General features: G+C 71.8%; 20 protein-coding genes. 7 read left to right on the top strand and 13 right to left on the bottom strand.

All coding sequences use genetic code 11. The annotated features are described in order from the left end of the window. Nucleotides 1-6: 6 nt before the first annotated feature. From ACYSUO_RS08990 to ACYSUO_RS08965, 6 genes are all read right to left on the bottom strand, one after another. The gene (locus ACYSUO_RS08990) at nt 7-987 is read right to left on the bottom strand and encodes an isopenicillin N synthase family dioxygenase (protein ID WP_461775523.1); all 981 of its coding nucleotides are present in this window, start codon (nt 985-987) and stop codon (nt 7-9) included. Nucleotides 988-1,096: 109 nt separating this feature from the next. Further along, nucleotides 1,097-2,431 (bottom strand): amidohydrolase family protein, encoded by a 1,335-nt coding sequence (locus tag ACYSUO_RS08985; RefSeq protein ID WP_461775522.1) that lies wholly within the window; start codon nt 2,429-2,431, stop codon nt 1,097-1,099. Next, the gene (locus ACYSUO_RS08980; protein ID WP_461775521.1) at nt 2,428-3,768 is read right to left on the bottom strand and encodes a uracil-xanthine permease family protein; all 1,341 of its coding nucleotides are present in this window, start codon (nt 3,766-3,768) and stop codon (nt 2,428-2,430) included. The genes ACYSUO_RS08985 and ACYSUO_RS08980 overlap by 4 nt, the downstream gene beginning before the upstream one ends. 189 nt (nt 3,769-3,957) lie before the next feature. Continuing rightward, on the bottom strand, nt 3,958-4,971 hold the full coding sequence (locus tag ACYSUO_RS08975) for an acyltransferase family protein (protein WP_461775788.1): 1,014 nt from the start codon (nt 4,969-4,971) through the stop codon (nt 3,958-3,960). A gap of 113 nt (nt 4,972-5,084) precedes the next feature. Beyond that, nucleotides 5,085-6,440, bottom strand: a complete 1,356-nt coding sequence (locus ACYSUO_RS08970) for a vWA domain-containing protein (protein WP_461775520.1) — start codon at nt 6,438-6,440, stop codon at nt 5,085-5,087. Beyond that, nucleotides 6,437-7,294, bottom strand: a complete 858-nt coding sequence (locus tag ACYSUO_RS08965; protein ID WP_426905323.1) for an AAA family ATPase — start codon at nt 7,292-7,294, stop codon at nt 6,437-6,439. Before ACYSUO_RS08965 ends, ACYSUO_RS08970 begins: the two co-directional genes overlap by 4 nt. A gap of 166 nt (nt 7,295-7,460) precedes the next feature. Here ACYSUO_RS08965 and ACYSUO_RS08960 point away from each other — a divergent pair, with 166 nt between their 5' ends. The 5 genes from ACYSUO_RS08960 to ACYSUO_RS08940 all read left to right on the top strand — a co-directional run bounded on the left by ACYSUO_RS08960 (nt 7,461) and on the right by ACYSUO_RS08940 (nt 11,720). Next, entirely contained in the window at nt 7,461-7,958 is a 498-nt protein-coding gene (locus ACYSUO_RS08960) for a winged helix-turn-helix transcriptional regulator (RefSeq protein WP_461775519.1), read from the top strand. A gap of 96 nt (nt 7,959-8,054) precedes the next feature. Next, complete coding sequence (locus tag ACYSUO_RS08955; protein WP_461775518.1) at nt 8,055-8,567, top strand: SRPBCC family protein; 513 nt, start codon at nt 8,055-8,057, stop codon at nt 8,565-8,567. Next, nucleotides 8,567-9,613 (top strand): LLM class flavin-dependent oxidoreductase, encoded by a 1,047-nt coding sequence (locus ACYSUO_RS08950; RefSeq protein WP_461775517.1) that lies wholly within the window; start codon nt 8,567-8,569, stop codon nt 9,611-9,613. The genes ACYSUO_RS08955 and ACYSUO_RS08950 overlap by 1 nt, the downstream gene beginning before the upstream one ends. A gap of 752 nt (nt 9,614-10,365) precedes the next feature. Continuing rightward, a complete protein-coding gene (locus ACYSUO_RS08945; RefSeq protein WP_461775516.1) occupies nt 10,366-10,671 on the top strand; it encodes a putative quinol monooxygenase in 306 nt (101 codons plus the stop codon). A gap of 263 nt (nt 10,672-10,934) precedes the next feature. Then, a complete protein-coding gene (locus ACYSUO_RS08940) occupies nt 10,935-11,720 on the top strand; it encodes an alpha/beta fold hydrolase (protein WP_461775515.1) in 786 nt (261 codons plus the stop codon). 448 nt (nt 11,721-12,168) lie between these two features. Here the strand turns inward: ACYSUO_RS08940 and ACYSUO_RS08935 are convergent, their stop codons facing one another. Then, a complete protein-coding gene (locus ACYSUO_RS08935) occupies nt 12,169-13,236 on the bottom strand; it encodes a Ppx/GppA family phosphatase (protein WP_461775514.1) in 1,068 nt (355 codons plus the stop codon). A gap of 29 nt (nt 13,237-13,265) precedes the next feature. After that, nucleotides 13,266-16,418 (bottom strand): acetyl-CoA carboxylase family protein, encoded by a 3,153-nt coding sequence (locus ACYSUO_RS08930; protein WP_461775513.1) that lies wholly within the window; start codon nt 16,416-16,418, stop codon nt 13,266-13,268. 133 nt (nt 16,419-16,551) lie between these two features. Here ACYSUO_RS08930 and ACYSUO_RS08925 point away from each other — a divergent pair, with 133 nt between their 5' ends. Continuing rightward, a complete protein-coding gene (locus ACYSUO_RS08925; protein ID WP_461775512.1) occupies nt 16,552-17,205 on the top strand; it encodes a TetR/AcrR family transcriptional regulator in 654 nt (217 codons plus the stop codon). An 11-nt stretch (nt 17,206-17,216) separates the two neighbouring features. Next, the gene (locus tag ACYSUO_RS08920; RefSeq protein WP_461775511.1) at nt 17,217-18,881 is read left to right on the top strand and encodes an AMP-binding protein; all 1,665 of its coding nucleotides are present in this window, start codon (nt 17,217-17,219) and stop codon (nt 18,879-18,881) included. On the opposite strand, the gene ACYSUO_RS08915 is transcribed toward ACYSUO_RS08920, so the two are convergent. From ACYSUO_RS08915 to ACYSUO_RS08895, 5 genes are read right to left on the bottom strand one after another with little or no spacing between them, the layout of a single operon-like run. Next, entirely contained in the window at nt 18,829-19,545 is a 717-nt protein-coding gene (locus ACYSUO_RS08915) for an HAD family hydrolase (protein ID WP_461775510.1), read from the bottom strand. The genes ACYSUO_RS08920 and ACYSUO_RS08915 overlap by 53 nt on opposite strands. 32 nt (nt 19,546-19,577) lie before the next feature. Further along, nucleotides 19,578-20,063, bottom strand: a complete 486-nt coding sequence (locus ACYSUO_RS08910) for an Lrp/AsnC family transcriptional regulator (protein ID WP_266716029.1) — start codon at nt 20,061-20,063, stop codon at nt 19,578-19,580. 54 nt (nt 20,064-20,117) lie between these two features. Continuing rightward, a complete protein-coding gene (locus tag ACYSUO_RS08905) occupies nt 20,118-20,663 on the bottom strand; it encodes a flavin reductase family protein (protein ID WP_461775509.1) in 546 nt (181 codons plus the stop codon). Beyond that, nucleotides 20,660-22,858, bottom strand: coding sequence for a tetratricopeptide repeat protein (locus ACYSUO_RS08900; protein ID WP_461775508.1), 2,199 nt, complete (start codon nt 22,856-22,858; stop codon nt 20,660-20,662). Before ACYSUO_RS08900 ends, ACYSUO_RS08905 begins: the two co-directional genes overlap by 4 nt. After that, nucleotides 22,855-24,042: a hypothetical protein gene (locus ACYSUO_RS08895; RefSeq protein ID WP_461775507.1), complete on the bottom strand. Its 1,188-nt coding sequence runs from the start codon at nt 24,040-24,042 to the stop codon at nt 22,855-22,857. The genes ACYSUO_RS08900 and ACYSUO_RS08895 overlap by 4 nt, the downstream gene beginning before the upstream one ends. Nucleotides 24,043-24,180 lie beyond the last annotated feature (138 nt).

Genomic DNA, 24,180 nt, shown 5'->3' with positions numbered 1-24,180 from the left:
ACCTGACTATCGGGCGAAGTTGGCAGCGATCCGCTGCTGGATGTAGTCGGCCGCGGTGATCGGCGGGTAGCGGCCCTCCGGACCCTCGATCACCACGTCGCGGTCGGCCTGCGCGAAGAACGCGATGCTGTGACGGGCCGACCGGTCGTCGTCCGGGCCCGGCGACCTGACCCGGTGGAAGTTCGACGGGAGCCGGTCGTCGCTCCACCGCATCAGCATGTCCCCGATGTTGCAGGTGATCACGGAGTCCGCCGGCTCGACCGGCGTCCACTCCTGCGCCTCGGCCTCCTTGCCCGGACACACCTGCAATCCGCCCTGCCCGTCCCGCTGGAACAGCAGCGTCAGGCAGTCGAAGTCGGTGTGCGCCCCGGCCCGCCACACGTTCTCGGGGATCACGGCGTCCTCGGGCACGGCGAAGTAGTGCAGCATCCGCAGCGTCGACTGGTACTGCGGGCTCGCCGGGTCGTGGGCGCGCGCGAAGAATCCGTCCGGCAGGCCCAGCTTGTCGGCGAAGGAGCCGAGGACGCGCATCGCCAACTCCCGGCAGCGCGCCTCGAATTCGAGGGTGCGCTCGCGGAATCCGGGCAGCGCGTCGTCCGGCCACAGTCCTTCCATGTGCGGACGGGTCAGCTGGTACGACTCCTTCTGGTCGGGCGTCCCGATCGAAGGACGCACCTGGGTCATCGACTCCCAGCCGGAGTTGAGCCCCTTCTTCAGGCCGTGCCGCGCCTTGGTCTCCTCCGGCAGCGCGAAGAAGGCCTCGGCGTCGGCGAACGCGCCGTCCACGGCGTCGGGTTCGATGCCGTGGTTCACCAGCTGGAAGAAGCCGATGTCGGTGGCGGCGGCCCACAGCTCCTCGGTGATCTCCGCCTTGCGGTTCTCGAAGTCGGCGAGGTCGATGCGGCGGATCTCGCGGGTGGTCGTTTCGGTTCCTTGGCCGCCCATGCGGGTTTCCTTGGCCAGTTCGGTGAGGTCGTAGGTGGGCATGGCGCTCCTCGGGAGGTGAGGGTGAAGGTGACGTGAGGTGGTCCGTGGTTGCGGGCGCGGGGCTCTGCCCCGGACCCCGCTGCTCAATCGCCGCAGGGGCTTGATTTGCTCAGTCGGCGACGGGGCCCGACCGGGTGGCCCTGAGGTTCGCTGCCAGGGCGTGGGACGGGAGGCGGACGTGTTCGCCGTCGCGCACCAGGATCTCGCCGTCGACCATGACGGTCGCCACCGTGCGGCTGCCCGCGCACGTCAGGAGCGTCGCCCCCGGATCGCGTACCGGAAGGCAGGCGTAGTCCCGGTCGAAGCGGTGCAGGACGAGGTCCGCCCGCATTCCGACCCGCACCCCGCCGTCCGGGTTCTCCTCGATCCCGAGGACCCGGTTCGCGCCGCCCGCCGCCATCGCGAACATCTCGGAGAACCCGAAAAGGTCCGCCTTGCGGTGCGCGGCCCGTTGCAGATACGCGCCGATGCGCAGCGCCTCCAGGATGTCCTGCGTGTCATTGCTGGCGGCCCCGTCGACCCCGAGCCCGACGCTCAGGCCGGCCTCCAGCATCTCGGGCACCGGCGCGATCCCGCTGCCGAGCCGCATATTGCTCAGCGGGTTGTACGAGACACCGACGCCGTGCCGGGCGAGTGTCTCGCGGCCCACCGCGTCCAGCTCCACGCAGTGCACAGCGAGCAGCCGGTCCCACAGGAACCCCGCCCGCTCCAGATACTCGACTGCGCCAACTCCCGTACGGTCGCGGCACATTGTGTCGTCCGTCATCGTCTCCAGCAGGTGCAGCGACACGGGCAGGTCGCGCTCGTCCGCGTACGCGCGTACGGCGGCCATCCCGTCCGGTGTCAGGCACCGCGGGTTGGGCACGGCCACCCCCACGTCCACCCGGCTGCCGCGCGCCTGCGCGATCAGCTCGTCCGTGTGCGCGAGGGCCTCCTTCAGCGGCTGCATCAGCCGCGGGTCGAAGCCCCACTTGCGGCTCCGGTCCGCCCGGTCGGCGACGCCCCGGCACAGCACGGCCCGTACGCCGCTGTCCTTGAGGGCCCGCAGCACCGCGTCGTGCACCTCGGGCGACGGGTGCGGCCACATGTGCTCGACGAGGGTGGTGGTGCCGCTGCGCAGCGCCTCGGCCGCGGCGGAGGCAGCGGTCGCGTAGGCCCGCTCGGGCGTGAGCCGCGCCGCCTCCTCGCCGACGGCGCTCAGCCACGCGAGCAGCCCGAGCCCCTCACCGATGCCGCGCAGGCCGGCCTGGAAGAGGTGGGTGTGGGTGTTGACGAGGCCGGGAGTCAGGTGACCGCCACTGCCGTCCAACACCTCACCAGTACACGGGAGTTCACCGTGCGGCACCAGCGCCGTGACCCGCCCGTCGGTGATGTGCACATCCATCCGGGGAAGCCAGCGGCCCCCGCTGTAAACGGTGACGTCCGTGATCGTCCGGATGCTCATCGGGCGGACTCCTTCCGGAGACGGGCCGCGCCCGTGTGGTGGAACAGCAGATTGAGCAGGAACGCCACGATCCCGGTGACGGCGATGCCGCTGTCCAGGACGGTGCGTACGTACGAGGGGAGCGGAGCGTAGAAGTCCGGCGCGCCGACCGGGATCATGCCGAGCGCGAAGGCGAGCGCGACGGTCAGCAGGTTCCGGGAGTCGGTCAGATCGGCGCGCGCCAGGATGCGCAGCCCGACCGCCCCCACGGTCCCGAACATCACGAGCGACACCCCGCCGAGGACCGGCCCCGGCACGGCGGCGACGGCGGCCCCGAGCACGGGCACGAACGCGAGCACCACCATCAACACCCCGGACAGCGCGACGACATGACGGCTCTTCACCCGCGTCACGCTCACCAGACCGACCGACTGGCCGAACGTCACGATGGGGAACGAGGCCATCGCCCCGGAGACGACCGTGGCTGCGCCGTCCGCGCGCAGCGCCCGTACGACGGTGGGCGCGTCGTCCCCACGGCCGACGATCTGGCCCACCGCGAGGGTGTCACCGACGGACTCGACCATGTTCACGAGCTGCACGACGAGCATCGCCGCGATGGCCGGGACCACGAACGTGGGCGCACCGAAAGCGGTCGGATCTGGCGCCGTGACGACGCGCGCTTCCGCGACCCCCGAACCGTCGAACAGGCCGAGCGGCAGGGCGAGTACGGTCCCGGCGGCCATCGCGACGAGCACCGAGAACCGGGCGACCGCCGGCGGCGCGAGCCGCTGCACCAGCACGACGAGCAGCACGGTCGCGGCGGCGAGCGCGAGAGCCTTGCCGCCCCCGCCCCCGCCGTCGCCGGTGATGAGTCCTGCCGCCGACGGTACGAGCGAGAACCCGATCACGGCGATGACCGTCCCGGTCACCAGCGGCGGAAACAGATGCAGGCACCGCCCGAACCACGGAGCGATGGCCAGTGTCACGAGCCCCGACACGATCGTGGCGCCGAACACGGCGGCGAGCCCGTGCTCCTCGCCGATGATGATGGCGGGTGTGATGGCGGTGAACGTGGACCCCATGACGATGGGAAGCCGCGCCCCCAGCCACTTCACACCCATCGACTGCAACACCGTCGCGATCCCGCTGACCAGCAGGTTGGCGCTGATGAGCAGCCGGATCCGGTCCTCGGGCAGATGCAGCGCGGTCCCCACCAGGAGCGGCATCGTGGCCATGCCCGCGTACGCGACGAGCAGATGCTGCAGGCTGAGCGGCACGAGCCGGCGCCACGGTGGCCGGGCGTCGACGGGGTGGGGGCCTTGGTGTGCGGGCGCGACGGCATGCTCGGCGACAGCCATCGTTCCTCCTCAAAGCTCGGCGGAAGATGGCTGGTTAGCGCCGTGGCGGGTCAACGCGCGGACGCCCACCGGCCGTTGCAGCCATGACCGGTGTGAGGGGGACACTAGGGAGCGGGTGTTTCGTCGGCGTTGCGTTCAGGAAACCGACGCGGAACCTGATCCCTGTCCAGGGAACTGGGGCCCAGAGATCTAGGGAGCCGGTTCCTTCTTGAAGGCCCACTTCATCTCGGGCTCCATGGCCCAGTGGAACAGCCGCTGGACGGGTGGGGTGCACAGGGCGGTGATGACACACGCCGCGATGACGGTGACGGTGATCTCGCCGAGCGGGGTGTGCACAAAGTCGTTGTCGTACCAGCCCCAGAAGCGGGAGCCCTTCGCCAGGAAGCCGTGCAGGAGGTAGCCGTACAGGGTGCCCGCCCCGAGCACCGTGCACCACATGTGACGCCCCGGGACCCACGCGAAGAAGCAGGCCATGAGGATCACCGAGCAGCCGAACAGGGCGAGCGTCATCACCACACCCGTCCAGCCGGGTGCGCCCAGCTCCTGCGCGCTGTCACGGCGGTAGAACCACGTGGCGGTCATCCGCGGCGCCGCCCAGTACGCCACGAGCAGCGCGCCCGCGAACACCGGCAGGGCGAGCAGTCGGGCCTCCCGGCGCCGCACCAGGCTGAAGTGGTGCGGCTTGAGACACAGGCCGAGCACGAAGAAGGGCAGGAACTGGAGCACCCGCTGAAGGTCCAGGTCGTCGCCGATGTCGGGGGAGACGGCGGCGAGCACGGCGATCGCGAGAGCAAGCGGCAAAGGCCAGCGGATGATCTTCCACAGTGGCGTGGTGATCCGCCAGATGAAGAGCGCGATCAGGAACCAGGTCAGATACCAGGGGTCGAGCAGCGTGATCGGGTAGTCGGGGTCGTCGCCCACCGTGCGCTTGAAGAAGGTGTACGCGAGCTCGAAGATCACATACGGCACCAGTACGCCCGTGACCAGGCGTTTCATCCGGCGGGGGCTCGCGTCGAACGACCGCGAGAAGTATCCGGAGATCACGATGAACGCCGGCATGTGGAACGTGTAGACGGTGAAGTAGAGCGCGGAGGCCGCCCGGCTGTCCCCGCGCAGCGGCTCCCAGGCGTGGCCGAGCGCGACGAGGACGATCGCCAGGTACTTGGCATTGTCGAAGTACGCGTCGCGGCCGTCCGCCTTCATGCGGTCTCCGTCCCGGTCGGTGAACCTCCCGCTCACGCTTCACGGACCTTGACGATTGCGCAAGTGAGAGGGGTACGGAGGGTGTAACGCGGCCCCGCGCGCTCACCGTTCCGCTAGACCGGCAGCAGCCGCCCCACCAGCGTGCTCAGCTGTCGGGCGTTGCGGCACTCGTACATCTCCACGACCTCGGCGTACGCGGACGCCGCCGAGTCGCCCGTGTCCCACTGGGAGCGGGGTTCCGGGTTGAGCCAGTGGGTGCGGCGGGAGGCGCGGGCGATGCGGCGCAGGGCCGGGAGGTTCGGGTTCTGCTGGTTGTTGCGGGCGTCGCCGAGGACGAGCACCGTGCTGCGGGGGCCCACCGCGGACTCGTAGCGCTCCACGAACTCGCCGAGCGCCGTGCCGTAGTCGCTGCTGCCGTGCCAGCCGGTCAGCGTGGCCTCGGACGCGATGCGGGCGCCGAGGCCCTCCGCGTCCGCGGCGCCGTGCGCGATGAGGTCGGTGACCTCGTCGATCCGGTTGACGAACGCGAAGACGCGGATCTTGCTGAACTGGTCGTGCAGGGCCTGGACCAGGAGCATCGTGAAGTTCGCGAAGCCGGCCACCGAGCCCGACACGTCGCAGAGCAGGACCAGTTCCGGGCGGGTCGGGCGGCGCTTGCGCAGGACCGGCTTCATGGGGACGCCGCCCGTCGACAGCGAGCCGCGCAGCGTCCGGCGCAGGTCGATGTGGCCGCGGGCCGCGCGGCGCCTGCGGGCCGCGAGGCGGGTGGCCAGCTTGCGGGCCAGGGGGTGGACCGTGCGGCGCAGCTCGGCGAGCTGGGCCTTGTCCGCGTAGAGGAACAGGGTGCGGTCGGGGGTCTGGACCGGCATGCGGCGTGCCAGTTCGTCGCGGTTGCGGGCCTCCGCGACCCGGCGGCGGGCCTCGCCGCGCACCCCTTCGCGGAAGGCCTCGATGCGGCGGCGGATCTCGTCCGCCTCGATGCGGTCGGTGAACGCCCCGGACTGGCCGCTGCCGCCCGCCCGGATCGCCGACATGACGGGCGCGAGGAGGGTCTGCGGGCGCAGCCGGTCCAGCGTCTGCTGGGACGACCAGCCGTTCGTGTCGTAGCCGCCGAGGGCGTCCACCGCCGCGGCGGCCAGGCGGGCAAGGGCGGCGCTGTCGTTCTTGGCCAGGGCCTCGGTGAGGCGTTCGCGCAGGCTGTCCCGGTCGGTGGGGCCGTCCTCCCCGGGCGCGCCCACGGCGTGCGGGAAATACACGTCGAAGACCGGGTCGAAGACCGCGCGTTGCCCCTGGTCGTGCAGGAGCGTGGCGGCCAGCCCCTCGCGCAGCCGGTCCCGGCTGTCGAGGCCCAGCGCCGCCACCGCCTGCGCGGCGTCCACGCTCTCGCCCGTGCCGATCCGGATGCCGTGCGCGCGCAGCGCCCGGACGAGCGAGGTGACCCGGTCCGCGACCGAGAGCGCCGTGTTCACACCGCGTCCAGGTCGAGCTTCGCCGCTGCCGTGTTCACGTCCTCCTGATGCTTGAGGACCACGCCGAGGGACGCCCGTACGACCTCCTCGTCCAGGCGGTCCGCGCCGAGCGCCAGCAGGGTGCGCGCCCAGTCCACCGTCTCGGCGACCGAGGGCACCTTGCGCAGATCCATCGCGCGCAGCGCCCCCACGACACGTACGAGGGACTCGGCGAGCACCGCGTCGAGCTCGGGCACCTTGAGGGCGACGATGCGGCGCTCCAACTCCTCCTCTGGGAAGCCGATGTGGAGGAAAAGGCAGCGGCGGCGCAGTGCCTCCGACAGTTCGCGGCTCGCGTTGGAGGTGAGGACCACGAAGGGGCGCCGGGTGGCGGCGATGGTGCCCAGCTCGGGGACGGTCACCTGGAAGTCGGAGAGGACTTCGAGGAGGAGACCTTCCACTTCTACGTCCGCCTTGTCCATCTCGTCGATGAGGAGGACCTTGGCGTCCTCGCCGCGGATCGCGGTCAGGAGCGGGCGCGAGAGGAGGTACTCCTCGCTGAAGATGTCCGTACGGGTCTGGTCCCAGGTCTCGCCCTGGCCCGCCGTGATGCGCAGCAGCTGCTTGGCGTGGTTCCACTCGTAGAGCGCGCGGCTCTCGTCCACGCCCTCGTAGCACTGGAGGCGGATCAGGCGGGCGTCGCTGATCGCCGCGACCGCCTTCGCGAGTTCCGTCTTGCCGACGCCCGCGGGGCCCTCGACGAGCAGCGGCTTGCCGAGCTTGGCGGCCAGGAAGACGGTGGTCGCCACGGCGGGCGAGGCCAGATAGCCGGTCCCGGCAAGGCGCGTGGTGACTTCATCCACGGAAGCGAACAACGGGGCCTCCAGCTCGGTGCGTTGTCGAACCTTCAGGTGATCAGGTGTGCGGGGCGTTCACAATGGGCCGGCACCGTTCATGGTGAATGTCACTCGGGGCAGGTGCCGTCGTGGCCAGTTCCGTCTTGTAGGCAGACTCACTTGTCGAGCTTCGTATCCTGGGCGCATGAGGCGCACATCCTTTGCCGACTGGCCCTGCTCCATCGCGCGCACCATGGACCTCCTGGGGGACTGGTGGACGCCGCTCGTGCTGCGCGAGGCGTTCTACGGCATCACCCGTTTCGACGTGTTCCAGCAGGAGCTCGGCATCGCCCGGACGACCCTCGCCGAGCGGCTGCGGCGGCTGGTCGAGGCCGGGCTGATGGAGAAGCGCGCCTACGACAGCGCTCCCGTGCGGCACGACTACGTCCTCACCGAGAAGGGGCGGGACTTCTTCGGTGTCCTCGCCGCCATGAACGCCTGGGGCAACCGCTGGCTGTCCGGCGAGGAGGGCGCGCCCGTCGTCTTCGAACACGACCGGTGCGGGCACGAGGGCGAGGCCGCGGTCGTCTGCGGGCACTGCGGGGAGCCGATGACCGCCGAGGACACCCACGCGCGGATGGGCCCCGGCTACCCGGAGAAGCTCGCGCGGCGTCCGGACATCGCGGCGCGCTTCACCCGCTGAACCGACCCCCGCATGGGTCCGTACCCCTCTTGACGTGGTGAGTCCAACTACGAAACTCTCATGCTTCGAGCCGATACGAGAGAGAGGTGGGCCACGATGGAGTGGACGGGCGCGCGCTATGCGGACACCCCGACCGTCGAGGTGCGGCGCAGGATCGAGGCGTCCCCGGAGCGGGTGTGGGAGCTGGTGACGGACATCGGCCTCATGCCGCGGTTCAGCGCCGAGTTGCAGTCCGCCGAGTGGCTCGGTGAGGAGCGCGGCGTGGGCGCCCGGTTCGTGGGACGCAACCAGCACGAGGCGTTCGGCGCGTGGGAGACCACCTCGTACGTCGTCGAGTGCACGGCGCCGCGCGTGTTCGCGTGGGCGGTCTCCGACCCCGAAGTCCCCAGCGCCGTCTGGCGGTTCACCCTCGACGCGCTGGACGACGGGGCGACGGAGCTGGCGCAGTGGGTGCGGATGGGGCCGGGCCGCTCGGGCCTCTCCTTCGCGATCGACCGGATGCCGGAGAAGGAGCAGAAGATCGTCCACGTCCGGCTGAAGGAGTTCGAGCAGGGCATGGCCGCCACGCTCGACGCCCTGAAGGACCTCGCGGAAGGGGCGGCCGTCTGATGCGCACCTCTACCACCATCGAGGCGTCCGGCGGGAACTGGCGGGAGACCGTCGACTTCGTCACCGAGGCCGAGCGTCTTGGCCTGGACATCTGCTGGGTCGCGGAGGCCTGGGGATCCGAAGCGCCGTCCCCGCTGGGGTACTTGGCGGCGCGCACCGAGCGGATGCTGCTCGGCTCCGGCATCATCCAGCTCGCGACCCGCACCCCGGCCGCGATCGCGCGCGCCGCGATCACGCTGTCGAACATCTCCGAGGGACGCTTCCTCCTCGGGCTCGGTCCTTCCGGGCCGCAGGTGATCGAGGGGCTGCACGGGGTGCCGTTCGCGCGGCCGTTGAGCCGGATGCGGGAGACGGTCGAGATCGTGCGGATGGCGGCGACCGGCGAGAAGATCGCGTACGAGGGGCGGGAGTTCACGCTGCCGTTGCCCGGTGGCGACGCGAAGCCGATGCGGCTGTCGATGCGGGCGGAGCACGAACTCCCCATCTACCTGGCCACGTTGTCGCCGAAGATGCTGCGGCTCACCGGGGAGGTCGCCGACGGGTGGCTCGGGACGAGCTTTGTGCCCGAGGGGGCCAAGGAGGCGTACTTCGACCACTTGGACGCGGGGCTCGCGGCGTCGGGCCGGACCAGGGCCGACCTCGACATCTGCCAGGGGGCGGAGGTGAACTTCGTCGAGGACGAGGAGGAGCTGGCCGAGGTCGTGGGCAGCCGGAAGAAGGAACTCGCCTTCAGCCTCGGCGGCATGGGTTCCGCCTCGACCAACTTCTACAACCAGGCCTACAGCAGGCAGGGTTGGGCCGACGTCGCGGCGTCGGTCCGCGAACGCTGGCAGGCCGGCGACCGCGAGGGGGCGGCCGCCCTGGTCACCGACGACATGGTCCTCGCCACGACGCTCATCGGCACGGAGGACATGGTGCGGGACCGGTTGAAGGTGTGGCGGGACGCGGGGGTGGACACGGTGCGGATGTACCCGGCGGGGGACACGGTGGGGGCGCGGCTGGCGACGTTGGGGCGGGCGATTGAGCTGGTACGGGGGGTGGGCTGACGGCTTCGCGGTGCGCTTGCCGCCGGGTGGGGGCAGGGGTGGGCCCTGCGGCACGGCCCCCTGCCGGTTCCGCCCTGCCGCACCGCTGCCCGGCAGCGCCCCACCCGCGGGCCGGTGCCCGGTCGCGTCCTACCCGGACGCCGGGGCCTGGCCGTCTCCCACCCGCGCGCTGGGGCCCGGTCGTGTCCCACCCGCCGCCGGGGCCTGGGTCGGTTGAGGCCCGGCGTTAGCTGTGATGGTTGCGCGGCACCGGCCTTGCTTCGGCTGTGCCGGTGCCTGGTCGTCTCCCACCCGCCCGCCCCCTCCGGGGACTTCGGTCCGCCGGGGTCCGGGTGCGGTGCCGGGGTCGGCGCTTGTGGTGATGGTTGCCGGGTGTGGGGTTTCGGTGGCGTGCGTCGGGGTTGGTGTGCCGTGTCATTGGTACGTGGTACCGGTCTTGCTTCGACTGCGCCGGGGCCTGGACGTCTCCCACCCGCCCGCCCCCTCCGGGGGCTTCGGTCAGCCGGGGCCCGAGTGCGGTGCCGAGGTCGGTGCCCGCGGTGGCCGATGCGCGGCACCGGGACCGCCTCGTCCATCCTGCCGCCCAAGGCGGCCGATTGCTCCAGGCCGTGTCTGATGGATCCTTCCCGGCTCCTGATAGATCAGTCAGTGATTCGTGTACTCCGGGGTTGCGGCAGGGGGCCGGTCGCGTCGTCTGAAGGGGCGGTCATGATGGTGCCGAGTAACAGCAACTCCTACGAAGGCGGCGTGACATGGCCTATGGCTACATCGGCTCGATGAAGACTCAGCCCGGTAAGCGCGACGACGTGGTTGCGATCCTGCTCTCCGGAGCCGATGGTCTCCGTGAGCTTGGCTGCAGAAGCTACGTGGTGGGTCTGGCCGACGATGACCCGGACACGATCGTGGTCACGGAGGTCTGGGATTCGAAGGACCACCACGACGCTTCCCTGCGGTTGCCCGAGGCCAAGGAAGCGATCGCTGCTGCCATGCCCATGCTCACCGGCGAGTTCACCAGTCGCGAATTGGTTGTCGCCGGCGGCCTCGGCGCTGGTGACTAGTGCCGCGGGTCTGCAAAGCGACGAGTATGCGCTGCCGGGTGCCATCGCGGGCCCAACGGGGGAACCGGTCAAACACCGTCCGGCACGTCACGCCAGGCGAGGTTGTTGCGATACTTGAACGCCACCGCGTCGATCACCCGCCGGTGAACGTCCACTAGGTCCCGCCCAGCGGAGCATGACGGAGCTGAGCCGCGCCGGTTTGTGAACGCCGACATCTCGCCCAAGCTGCAGAGCGCGCAAGCCAGGTCCGCATACTCACCGTCATGACGTCGACGATCCCGACCGAACCGAAGCGCGCGGCCACGACGGTGGCCGGGCGTCGCCTCTCCTTCCTCGACTTCGGCGGCCCGGGACGACCACTGCTGGCCCTGCACGGACACTTCGGAGAAGGCCGCACCTTCACGCGTCTGGCCCGGGAACTGGGCGATTCCTGGCGAGTCATCGCCCTCGACCAGCGTGGGCACGGGTACTCCGACCGTCCCGTCGACTTCTCCCGCACCGGCTACGTCGAGGACGCCGCGACCGTGCTGGAACATCTGGAGATCGACAACGCGGTCGTACTCGGCCACTCCCTCGGAGGCGTCAACGCCTACCAACTCGCCGCCCGGCACCCCGGGCTCGTGGACGCACTGATCGTCGAGGACATCGGCGCCGAAGTCGATGACGAGCTCTCCTTCAGCCTGGCCTGGCCACACCGGGCACCGACCCGGGCCGAGCTGCTGGAGGAGCTCGGCCCGTCGGCGAGCTACCTCACGGATGCCGTGCGTGAGTACCCCGACGGCTGGGGCCTTGCCTTCGACCCAAAGGACATGAACGCTTCACAGCAGCACCTCAACGGCAACCATTGGGACGACTGGCTCGCCGGCAACTGCCCGGCCCTGCTCATCCGCGGCAACCGCAGCACGGTCCTCAGCGCGGAGCACGCGAAGGACATGGCCGACCGGAGCCCCCACGCCCAGCTCGTTGAACTCCCGGCCGGGCACACCGTCCACGAGACAGCCCCAGCGGAGTTCGCTGCGGCTGTCCGAGGATTCCTCAGCTCCTTGTGACCTGCGCTGCTGACGCTCCCGAAGTCGCCGCACACGCCTGACGTACTGCCCGGCCCGCGACCTCTGGGCACGATCAATCGCCAGCCCAGGCGGGCGACGGTCGGCCGCTGTGGGTGGGGAGCCGTCCCGGCGACGGGTCGGCCAGTGCGGTTGCGGCACCCCGTTGGGCCGACGCCCCCGGAGGGGGCGGGTGGGTGGGAGATGGGCGACTGAACGGCGCGATCGATGGGGCTGACCGGGGCGGTGCGGCCCGCGCGTTGCCCAACCCGGCGGGGGCGCCCCCGCGTTGCCCAGCACGGCCACGCGGCCTGCGCGTTGCCCTACACCGTCGGGCCTCCCGCGCGTTGCTCAACGCCATGCGGTCGCCCGCGCGTCGTCCAACACCCCGGTCCCGCCCCCGCGCCGTGGGGGACGTACTCGCGCGCGGGCGGGATCGCGGGCGGTCCGGTCAAGCCCGCCCCGCGTTCGACGGTGTGCCCGTAGGGCGGCGAGGGGGCTGGGGCTGGAGGCCCCAGGGGGTGACGCCGGTGCGGGGTGACGGGGTGTCGCCGGCCGCCAAGCGGAGCGCCGGCGCCGGGGAGCGGCCCCAGCCCACGTCCCCCTCGATGTGCCGCAGCAGAATGCCCTCGCGGATCGCCCACGGGCAGACCGTGAGCTCGCTGATGCCCATGAGCTTCATCGCCGTGTGACCGACGAGCGCCCCCGCCAGGGACTGCGACGCCCGGGGCGCGGAGATGCCGGGCAGCTCCGCGCGCCGCTCGGCCGGGAGCGCCGCCAGCTCCGTGACCGCCAAGCCCAATGCCCTGCGGGTCAACTGGCGTGGAACGAAGGGGCCGTAACGCCCCGGCGGCGCCCCGCACAGGCGCGCCAGTTGCGTGAACGTGCGGGACGTGGCCGCCGCCGTCAACGGCCCCTCCCAGCGGATCCGCGCCGCGACGTCCCTGAGCTGGTGCCGTACATGGCGCCGCAATGCCTTGAGCTGCTGCTCCGTCGGTGGCGACCCGTCGGCCGGCAGGTGCTCGCGTGTGAGGCGTCCCGCCCCGAGCGGCAGCGAGATCGCGAACTCGGGGAGTCGGCCGCGCCCGAAGGCGACCTCGAGCGAACCGCCGCCGATGTCGAGGACACCGAGCGGCCCGGCCCGCCAGCCCATCCAGCGCCGCGCCGCGAGGAACGTCAGCTCGGCCTCCACCTCGCCGGGCAGCACCCGGGGCCGCACCCCGCTGCCCGCCTCGATGGCGTCGAGCACCTCGTCCCGGTTCGGCGCGTCCCGCACGATGGCCGTGGCGAACACGAACGGCTCGTCGCTGCCCCAGCGTTCGGCCTCCGCGATCGCCGCCCGCACCGCCTCCACCAGCCGCTCGACGGCCGCAGGACCCAGTCTGCGATCGGCGCCCACCAGCTCCGACAGGCGTAACCGCCGCTTGGCCGTGTGCACGGGCAACGGCGCTCCGTCGCGCGCGTCCGCGATCGCGAGGCGCACGGTGTTCGAACCGACATCCACCACACTGATTCGCATGATCGACCGAGTACCCCTCTCGGAGTGCATCAATGCACGGGTGTGTCCGAGGCCATGGCCGGCGCGTCCAGTGCCGAGAGGATCCAACTCCGCGAATCCGCCGGGTCGATGACCGCGTCGATCTCCAGCGCCGCCGCCGCGTTCACCGCCTTGCCGTGCTCGTACAACTCGGCGACCCGCGCCTCGAACGCCCGCTCCCGCTCGGCGGGGTCGGCGATCGCCTCCAGTTCGCGCCGGTAGCCGAGCCGCACCGCGCCCTCCAGGCCCATCCCGCCGAACTCGCCGCTCGGCCAGGCCGCCGTGCCGAGCGGCGCCCGCGTCGAACCGCCCATCATGGCCATCGCCCCGAGCCCGTACGCCTTGCGCAGCACGAGACACACCAGTGGCACGGTGAGGCGGGCGCCCGCCACGAACAGGTCGGCGAACTGCCGTACTGTAGCGGTGCGTTCGGACTCCGGGCCCACCATGAACCCCGGTGTGTCGCACAGCGAGACGACCGGGAGGCCGAATGCCTCGCACAGCCGCAGGAAGCGTGCCGCCTTGTCCGCGGCGTCCCGGTCGACGGCGCCGCCGAGGTGTGCCGGGTTGTTGGCGACCAGGCCCATCGGGCGGCCCTCGATCCGCACCAGCGCCGTGATGACTCCCGCTCCGAAGCCGCGGCGCAGTTCGAGCACCGAGTCCGTGTCGGCGAGTCCCTCGATCGCGGCGCGGATGCCGTAGGCGCGGCGCCGGTTCTCGGGCACCGCGTGGCGCAGGCGTCGCGGGTCCGGCGCCTCCCAACTCGCCTGCGGGCCCTGGAAGTACGAGAGGTAGGCGCGGGCCACGCGCACCGCCTCCGCCTCGCCGGCGACCGGGAGGTCCACGACCCCGTTCGGCACCTGCACCGACAGCGGGCCGATGTCCTCCGGTCGGTGCACACCGAGGCCGCCGCCCTCGATCATCGCGGGGCCGCCCATGCCGATGTTCGCCTCGGGCGTCGCGATGATGACGTCGCAGCAGCCGAGCAGCGCCGCGTTCCCCGCGAAGCAGCGGCCCGAGGCGATACCGACGAGCGGCACTTTGCCATTGAGGCGGGCCATTTGATGGAACGTCATGACGTCAAGGCCCGCGATCGAGGAGGTGTCCGTGTCGCCGGGGCGGCCTCCGCCGCCCTCCGCGAACAGCACGACGGGCAGGCCGCGTTCCTCTGCCAGGTGCAGCATCCGGTCGGTCTTGCGGTGGTTGTTGTGGCCCTGCGTCCCGGCGAGCACCGTGTAGTCGTACGACATCACGACCGTGGGCGCGCCGCCGATCCGGCCCGTGCCGGTCACCATGCCGTCGGCGGGCGTCGAGCGGATCAGGTCGTCCAGCGAGCGGCGCCGCCGCTGGGCGGCCACCGCGAGCGCGCCGTACTCGGTGAACGTCCCCGGGTCGCACAGGTCATCGATGTTCTCGCGGGCCGTGCGGAGCCCGGTCGCATGCCGCTTGGCGACCGCTTCGGGGCGGTTCTCGTCGAGGCCGAAGGCGTGCCGCTCGACGACCTGCGCGAGGTCGGGGCGTACCGCGTCGAGGTCGAGCTCCTCGGCCGCGTCCTCCGTGGCGCCACCGCTCTCCGTCACGTCAAGCAGTACCAACTCGGCGCCCTCGGCGACCGTTTCGCCGACTCCCGCGCCCACGGCACGTACGACACCCGCGTGCTCGGCACGCACCACGTGCTCCATCTTCATCGCTTCCAGCACGAGCAAGGTGGCGCCCGCCGCGACGAGTTGGCCGGGCTCGGCCTCGACGGTGACGACCGTGCCCGCCATGGGCGCGGTCACCGTGCCCGGTTCCGTGGCACCTTCCGGTGCGGCGTCGGCCGGCGGTACGAGTTCGGCGAGGTGGCGCTGTACGAAGCCGGTGTCGAAGCCGCCCGCCGTGAAGCCGGGGTGGTCGAGCAGCCTGGCCAGGAAGGGGATTCCGGTCCGTACGCCCTCCACCGTGAACTCGTCGAGCGCCCGCCGCGCCCGCGCGCACGCCGCCGCGAAGTCTCCGGCCGGCGCGTACGCGACGACCTTGGCGAGGAGAGAGTCGTAGCGCGTGCCGAGTTCGGTGCCTGTGCGGCCGGCGGTGTCGACGCGCACACCGGGACCCGTCGGCACGTCGAGGCGCGCGAGCCGTCCCGCCGACGGGCGCACCGCGCCATCCGGCCCCGTGACCTCCGCGTTCACTCGCAGCTGCACGGCGAAGCCGCGTGGCTCGGGCGGTTCCCCGGCGAGACCGAGGCCGGCCAGCGGCTCGCCCGCCGCGATCCGCAGCTGCGTCGCGACCAGGTCGACACCCGTCACCTCCTCCGTCACGGTGTGCTCCACCTGGAGGCGCGGATTGGCCTCCATGAACACGAACTCCTCGCCCCGGACGAGGAATTCGACCGTGCCGACGCCTGCGTAACGGGCGGCTCCGGCCAGGTCCAGGGCGGCGTCGAGGAGTCGGCCGCGCACGACGGCGTCGAGGCCGGGCGCCGGGGCGATCTCGACGAGCTTCTGGTGGCGGCGTTGCGCGCTGCAGTCCCGCTCCCACAGGTGACTCACCATGCCACCGTCGCCGACCACCTGCACCTCGATGTGCCGGGCGCCCTCCCACAGCCGCTCCACGTACAACTCACCGCGACCGAAAGCCTGTTGGGCCTCGGACGCGCACCGCTCCCATGCCTCGTCGAGCTCCGCCGCGTCCCGTACGACCCGCATACCGCGCCCGCCGCCCCCGCCCACCGCCTTGACCATCACCGGCCCTTCGGCGAGGAACGCCCGCGCCTCCTCCAGCGTGGTGTCACCCTCCGTACCGGGCAGGACCGGCACCCCGGTCTCGACCGCGAGCGCACGGGCGCGCGCCTTGTCCCCGAACAGGTCGAGCACCTCCGGCGAAGGGCCCACGAAGGTGAGCCCGGCGTCCGCGCACCGCCGGGCGAGCTCCGCGGACTCGCTCAGGAAGCCGTAGCCGGGGTGGAGATACGTGCACCCGGAACGGCGCGCGGCCGCGACCAGTGCCTCGGCGTCCAGATAGCCGCCCGCCGCGAGCGGCACGGCCTCGTCCGCCAGATGCAGGTGCGCCTCGTCGCCCGGCTCGTGCACGGCCACCGTGCGCAGCCCGAGTTCGGCGGCGGCGCGCAGCACCCGTACGGCGATCTCCCCTCGGTTGGCGACGAGTACGGCGGCTGACCCCATGTGCCCCTCCGGGATGTCGAAGTCGGGTCCGGCCCCAAGGTTGCGAGGTCCCGAAGGTCCAAGGTTCCGAGGTGCCGAACGCGGATTCCGTCATGCTCATTGACACTGACGTCAACGTCAATACTCTGGCGCTGTGGCACGCAGTCAGCAGGACAGACCGCCCCGGCGGCAGGAATGGGCGACCCGCACCGCCCGCGACCGGACCGACGCCCCGGCGCGCGGACGGCTGCTCGACGCGGCCGAGCAGGTCTTCACTCGGCTCGGCTACGGCCCGGCGACCATCGCCGACATCACGGCGCGGGCCGAGGTGTCACGGGCCGGCTTCTACGTCTACTTCGCGTCCAAGGAAGAGGTCTTCCGGGTGCTGGCGGGGCGCGTACGGGACGCGTTCCTCGCCGCGCAGGACGTGCCCGGGGTGGACCCCGACGACGTGGCGGCGGTGGCGCGCGCCTCCACGGCCGCGTTCATCGCCGCCTACGCGCGGCACCTGCCGCTGCTCGTCCTGCTCGAGCAGCAGGCGCGGGGCGACGCCGAGGTGCGTGCCCTGTGGGAGGAGATCCGCGAGCGTCCGGTCCGCCGCGCCGCCCGCTACGTACGCCGGGTCGCGGCCGAGGGCAGGGCGCACCCGGTCGTCGACCCGCTCACCCTGTCCCGTGCCGTCGGCGGCATGAGCATCGAGTTCGCGCGGCTCGTCGCCGAGCGACCGGACACGTACGACCGGGCGGTCGCCGACGCGACCGTCATGTACCTGCACCTTCTCGGTATCGGAGCAGCACCGCAGCAGTAGGGAGCCGCACGTTGTCTCACGGCACGTCCACCATCGACACAGAGGCGTATCTGCGCGACCTGCGCGCCCGCCAGGCCAGGTCCAGGGCCGGCCGCCAGCCGTCCGAAACCCGCCACGAGGCAGGGGAGTTGACGCTCCCCGGGCATGTGGCCCGCTGGGCCGTGCGCCATCCGGACCGGCCCGCGATCGTCACGGCGGCCGAGACCCTCAGCTACATGCAACTCGACGACCAGAGCGCCCGGTTGGCGGGGTGGATGACCGAACAGGGCGTGCGGTCGGGCGACCGCGTCGGCGTCTTCCTGCCGAACGGGGCCCGCTTCGTCGTCGCCCTGCTCGCCGTGCTGCGCATCGGGGCGGTGCACGTGCCGGTGAACCCGATGTTCCGCGCGGCGGAACTGCGGCACGAACTGAACGACGCCGGACCGGAGTTGGTCGTCACGCGGGACGCGCTGCTGCCCGCCGTCGACGAGGTGCGCGCCGACACACCCGTACGCGCCGTGCTGGCCGACGCCGACTGGCCGCGGGCCGTCGCGCACGAGCGCCATGAGTCGATCGCCGACGACCTCGATGCGCTCGCCGCCCTCAACTACACCGGAGGCACCACCGGACTCCCCAAGGGCTGCGAGCACACCCAGCGGCACATGGTCTACACGGCCACCGCCATCGACAACGGCCGCACAGCCACGGACGCGGAGCGCGAGCGAGGCATCGTCTCGGTCTGCTACCTGCCCATCTTCTGGATAGCCGGGGAGAACCTCGGCATCCTCGCCCCGCTCGTCTCCGGCGGCACCAGCATCATCCTCAACCGCTGGAACGCGGTCGAGGTCCTCGACGCCATCGAGACCCACGGCGCGACCACCATGGCCGGCACCGTCGAGAACTACCTCGAACTCCTCGACCACCCCGACTTCGCGCGCCGCGACCTGACGAGCCTGTCGAGCCCGCTCACCGTCTCCTTCATCCGCAAGCTCACCCCGGCCCTGCGCGCGCGGTGGAAGAAGGCCGTCGGCGAGCACAGTGTGCTGCGCGAGGCCTCGTACGGGATGACCGAGACACACACCAGTGACACCAACACACTCGGCTTCCAGGACGGCGACCACGATCTGCTGAGCGACCCGGTGTTCTGCGGACTCCCGGTCCCCGGCACGGACTTCATGGTCGTCGACTTCACCACCGGTGTGCCGCTGCCGCTGGGTGAGCGGGGCGAGATCGTGGTGCGCGGCCCGTCCGTGCTCACCCGCTACTGGCGTGCGCCCGAGGCCACCGCGAGCGCGCTGCGCGACGGGTGGCTGCACACCGGGGACATCGGCGCCCTCGACGAAGAGGGGTGTCTGCACTACCTGGGCCGCGACAAGGACATGATCAAGGTGAAGGGCATGAGTGTCTTCCCCACGGAAGTGGAGACACTGCTCGCCCAGCACCCCGATGTGCTCGCCGCCGCGGTCGTCGCCGTCGACGACCCGGACAGCGGTCAGCGCCCGTACGCGTTCGCGCGCACCGTCCCCGGATCGGCGCTCACCGGGGACGCGCTCAAGGAGTGGGCGGCCGGGGCCATGGCGACGTACAAGGTCCCGCACATCGTCGAGATCCTCGACGAGCTGCCGCTCACCCCCACCGGGAAGATCAGGAAGACGGAGCTGAGCGCTCGAGCCACTCGCACGCGGCCCGCGCCGTGAACTCCTCCTGACCGCCCTTGAACAGCAGGTCGGCCGTGGTGAACGCCGGGTCCTCCGCCTGCGCCGCGACGTACGGCAGCGCGATGCAGCGCATGCCGGCCGCGTGCGCGGCGGCGGCCCCCGGCGCCGCGTCCTCCAGGACCACACAGTGCGGGGCCTGCGTGCCGAGCCTGCGCGCCGCCTCGAGGAACACGTCGGGGGCCGGCTTGCCGTGCTCGACCTCGTCCGCCGACACGTACAACGGCAGCTGCGCCATGAGCCCCGTGCCGGTGAGGATCGCGTCGATCGCCTCCGGGGACGAGCCCGACGCGACGATCATCGGCACGCCCGCCGCGTGCAGCCGCTCGACGAACAGCCGCATCTGCGGGAAGACATGGGTGTCGGCACGCGCGAGTTCCAGATAGCGGGCGTTCATCTCCTCCAGCAGCTCGCTGTCCGGCGCCTCGATGCCGTACTTCCGCTTCCAGATGCCGATGGTCTCCAGCGTGGAGATCCCGACGTACGTCTCGTGGTCGGCCCACGTGAAGTCCTTGACGCCCTGGCGGGCGAGGGTGGCCAGGGAGGCCCGGAAGTAGTTCGGCTCGCTGTCCACGAGGGTGCCGTCGAGATCGAAGACGATCGCGGTGTCGCCGAAGTGGTACGAGGGGTGGTTCGCGTCGCTCATGGGAACCAGGATGCAGGACCGGGGTCCACCGATCATCCGCGCGGCTGCCCCGCCGCCTTCCCGATCGCCTCGACCAGCGGCAGCAGCCGGTGCGGGACGCGCTCGCGCAGCGCCACCTCGGTGCGGGTGCGGACCACGCCGGGCAGGCGGTTGAGCTGCTGGATCACATCTTCCAGGTGCTCGGCGTCGCGCGCCGCCACGCGGGCGAGGAGATCCCCGCCGCCCGTGGTGGAGTACGCCTCGATGATCTCCGGCACCCCCGCGAGCTCGTCCCCGACGTCCCCCAGGTGGCCCTGCGTGGTCTCGATGTGCACGAAGGCGAGCACCGGGTGGCCGAGGGCCGCCGGGGAGAGGGACGGCTGCACGCCCGTGATGACACCGTCCCGCTCCATCCGGTCGAGCCTGGCCTGCAACGTGCCGCGGGCCACGCCGAGGATCCGGGCGTACTCGCGCATGCTGGTGCGGGGCTGTTCCAGGAGGAGCCGCAGGATGCGGGTGTCGAGCTGGTCCACTGCCATGGGCGTCGGGCTCCTTCGGTGGCTCGGCGGAACGCGGCCGACTGTACCAATGGCTCAGTGTCGGGCGCCTGTCGTGCCGGTAGCTCCGGGCGGCCCCGGCAGGTCGACGAACGTCCCGTCGTGGTGCACCAGCGGCCCCGCATCCGTGACCCGGCCCGCCCGCACCACGAGCCCGATGAACAGCGCGTGGTCGCCCACCGGCCGGGTGCTGACCGGCGTGAGCACGAAGCGGGCCAGTACGCCGTCCAGGGCGGGCAGGCCCAGCGGGTCGAGATGCCAGGAGGTGTCCGGCCCGAAGCGGGCGTGGCGCGGGCCCGCGAAGACCCGCGCCACCTCCTCCTGACCGGCCGCGAGCAGCTGCACCATCACCCACGTCGCGCCCCGCACCGCCTCCCACGAACCCGACCGCAGGCCCACCGTGAACGACAGGAGCGGCGGGTCCAGGGAGAGCGAGGCGAGCGAGGTGACGCAGAACCCGGCGGGCCGCTCCCCGCCGACCGTGACCACGGCGACCCCCTTGGCGTGCCGTCGCAGCGCGGACCGTACGAGGTCGGGCTCGGCCGCTTCGACGCCCGGCGGACTCGTCGCCTCGGCGGTCATGCCGCGCCCTCCCGCAGCGCGGCCCCGGCGCGGGCGTGGATCTCCTCGGCGTGCGGGGAGGCGCCGCCGCGCTCGTACGCGGCCAGGTGGGCGCGCCAGTCCGTGAGCGCCCCGGACGGGTCGTCGAGGGCGAAGCGGCTGACACCCCGCAGGTACAGCAGCTCCGGGTCGGGCGCGGCGCCGGCCGAGGCCATGGCACGGTCCAGGTCGGCGGCCGCGCGCCGGTGGTCGCCGAGGGACTGGAGCGCCACGGCCCGGTTGGCCCGCAGTTCCGCGTCGTCGTCGAGCGCGAGGGCCGCGTCCAGGTCGGCGACGGCCTCGGCGGGGCGGCCCGCGTCGAAGGCGAGGACGGCCCGGTTCGCCCAGGCGGCGAGGCAGCGCGGATCCGCCTTCAGCGCCGCCGAATAGCTCTCGTAGGCGGCTCCCGTGTCGCCCAGTTCGGAGTGCAACGCCCCCTGTGTAGCGAGGAATTGGGTGTTGTCCGGCGCGATGTCCAGGCCGTGCTCGATGTCCGCGCGGGCCCGGTCGAAGTCGCCGCGCTCCAGGGACAGGTCCGCGCGGTGCAGCAGCGAGTCGAGGTGGTCCGGCTCGATGGAGAGGGCATGGTCCAGATCGCGCAGCGCGCCCGCGTCGTCGCCCAACTCCCGCAATAGATCGGCCCGGTTGAAGTGCGCCTCGTAGAACGGCGGCGTGAGGCGGATCGCGGTCGCGTAGTCGGCGAGCGCCTCGTGGGCCGCGCCGAGCGCGCGGTGCTGGGCGGCCCGCTCGAAGTAGTAGTCGCCGTAGTCCGGGTCGCGGCGGATCACCTCGTCGTAGTCGGCCAGCGAAGCGGTGTGGTCGCCGCGCGCGCCGCGCACCTGCGCCCGGTTGTACAACAGCACGGAACGGTGCAGGAGTTGCTCGTCAGGGCCGAAGTCGGCGTCCGTGATCGCCATCGCCTCCTCGACCAGGGCGAGCGAACCGTCGGCGTTGCCGCGGTGCAGCTCGACCAAGGCCCGTGCGTTGCGCATGAACGCCCGCACCAGGACCCGCTTGTGCGGGTCGGGGTGCACGTCCGCGATCGAGATGGCCGTGTTCACCCAGGCCAGCGCGAGGTCCTCGTCGTGCGCGTCCTTCGGCAGGAACCGGGTGTAGAGCATCGCCATGAGGTACGCGGTCCCCATGTGCGCGTCCTGCGAGGTGGAGCCGCGCCGCATCTCCTCGAAGTACGCGAACGCGTCCGCGCCGCGTCCCAGATAGCACAGGCAGGCGCCGGTCTTGTGCGTCAGGTTCCAGTACGTACGGTCCGGCTCGACGCCGGCCAGCAGTGCCCTGCCGCGTTCGGCGAGGTCCACCACGGCCTCGTAGAACCCCTTGTTGAAGCAGGAGTTGACGGCCCGGACGATCGCCTCGACGCCCGCGCCCCGCGGGTCCGTGCCGTGCTCCAGGTGGTACGGGATCGCCCCGAGCCGCAGCGTCGGCTCGTCCCGCCCGGCGAGGAGTTCGGCGCGTGCGGTGTGCCGGCGGGCCCGCTCGGCGGCGGGCAGCGATTCGTAGGCGCGGCGCAGGCGGGCGTCGTCACTGGTGCCGTCGCCGTCGATGTAGCGCTGCGCGAGGTCCGTGTCGGGCAGCAGCTCCGCGTCCACGAACGGGAGTCGGGGAATCCGGTGGGTGTGTGCGGCGAGCGCCTTGCCGAGCAGGTCGTCGGCCGCCCCCGCGCCGTCGACGACCACGGTCAGGGTCGCGGGATCGCAGCGCCGCAGCAGCACGGCCACCAGGTCCCGGTCCGTGGGATCGGCCTCGTCCAGGCCGCGGAAGGCGAGGGTGAGGCCGCGCGGGTGGGCCACCCGCGCCCAGTCCATGAGGAGTTCGGCCACGCCGTGCGCGATGCGCAGGGCGCGGGTCGCCGGATAGAAGCGGGTGCGCTCCTTGGCGTCGGCGAGGTTGGTGAGGGTCTGCGGCGGCGTCGGCACGATCTCCATCAGCTCCGGGGCGATGGACTCCACCTCGGCCGCCCGCGCCGATGCCACCAACTCGCGGTCGCGCTCGACCAGTTGGGGTACGGCCCGGTGGAGGAGGAAGTGCGCGGCGGTGAACGGGCCGCGTAACCGGCGGTGGCAGGCGACCTCCAGGGACGGTGACGGTGGTGACTCGGCGGCGGTGGTGTCCGCGGTGGCGTCGAACCACCAGTGGTGCGTCGACAGGTGAGCGGTCATGTCAGGGCTCCTTGAGGTGACTTGGTACGGGACCGGTTCCGCCGGTCCCGCAGGGTGATGTGCACGAGCAGCCCGATCTGCAGGCCGGACAGGAGCAGGAAGCCCGCCGCGTCGACCAGGTCCCAGAACGGGGTGTGCGGATCGCCGAGCCGGTCGGCGACCGTCGTCCAAAAGCGTGTGGCGGTCGGGATCCCGGCCCAGGCCAGCGAGGCCAGCGAGAACCCGTACCCGGCGAAGAGCAGCGGCGCGTACCAGCGGGCCACGGCACGGTCGCGCGGCGACCACTCGGTGTCCGCCGTCGGCGGCGCGAGCCGCAGTGCCTTGCGGAACCCGGTACGCAGCCGGAATCGCGACGCATTCTGCAGATCCGTACATCCGGTGGCGGTCGTCACCACGTAATAGATGTCCGTCTCCAAATAGAACAGGAATTGCCAGATGAGACGCAGGACACAGGTGAAGGCGACAGCAAGACAGAGTTTGTGAATCCACGACGGAATTGCGTTTGTGTCAAGCGCGAGCGAAAGCAGCGTGAACCCGCACAGCAGAACAACATCCGCCAACATGCCCGCGCAGAAGACCAGATAGCGTTTCCTGCGCTCCACGCTGAGCAGCGAATCGAGCCGCGTCTCCGCGACGATGTAGTAGAGCCTGCGCCCGATCCCGAGCGTCGACGGCAGTCCGAGCCGCCGCGCGGCGAGCGCGTGGAACGCCTCGTGCACGACGATGCACGGCAGCGCGAGCGCGAACACGGTCAGCGGAATGAGCGTCAGATAGTGCGTGAAGAACACCTGGTGGTACGAGGGCCGCAGCCCGGGCTCGCGGACCATCATGGCCACCGCGGCCGCCACCAGGGCGGCGTACGCGACCCAGGCCGGCCAGGAGAACAGCGCTCTGCCGAGCCCCTGCCTGCGCACCCGCCGCTGCTCCACGACCGGTTCGCCGGTGTGCAGAAAGCCGAGGTCGGCGAGGGTTTCCAGGAAGTCGTCCATGTCGAGCGGATCGCCGCACGTGCGCTGGTACCAGTCGGCGACCTCGCCGACGGACGCCCCGTCGGCGAACATCCGCAGCGCCTGTGCCCCCTCTTCGGGGAACACCGCGTACGAGTCGATGTCGGGCCGGCCGACCATCACGCCGTCGTCCTCGGCGACCATCGTGAGCCGGTGCAGACGAACGGTGTCGTTCATCCGGCACACCCCCTTGTGGGAGACGGAAGTCAGGTGGCCGGGGCCGGACCCCGAAGGCGGGCCGGCCCCCGCCGCGGCGGGGCCAATTACGCGGCGGCGGCGCCGAGGGAGTAGCAGGCCGGGGGGAGACGGATGGGC

The sequence above is a fragment of the Streptomyces sp. UC4497 genome (genome assembly GCF_054871485.1).
Note: the sequence above shows the minus strand (reverse complement) of the source record. Positions and strands in the feature narration are given on the sequence as shown.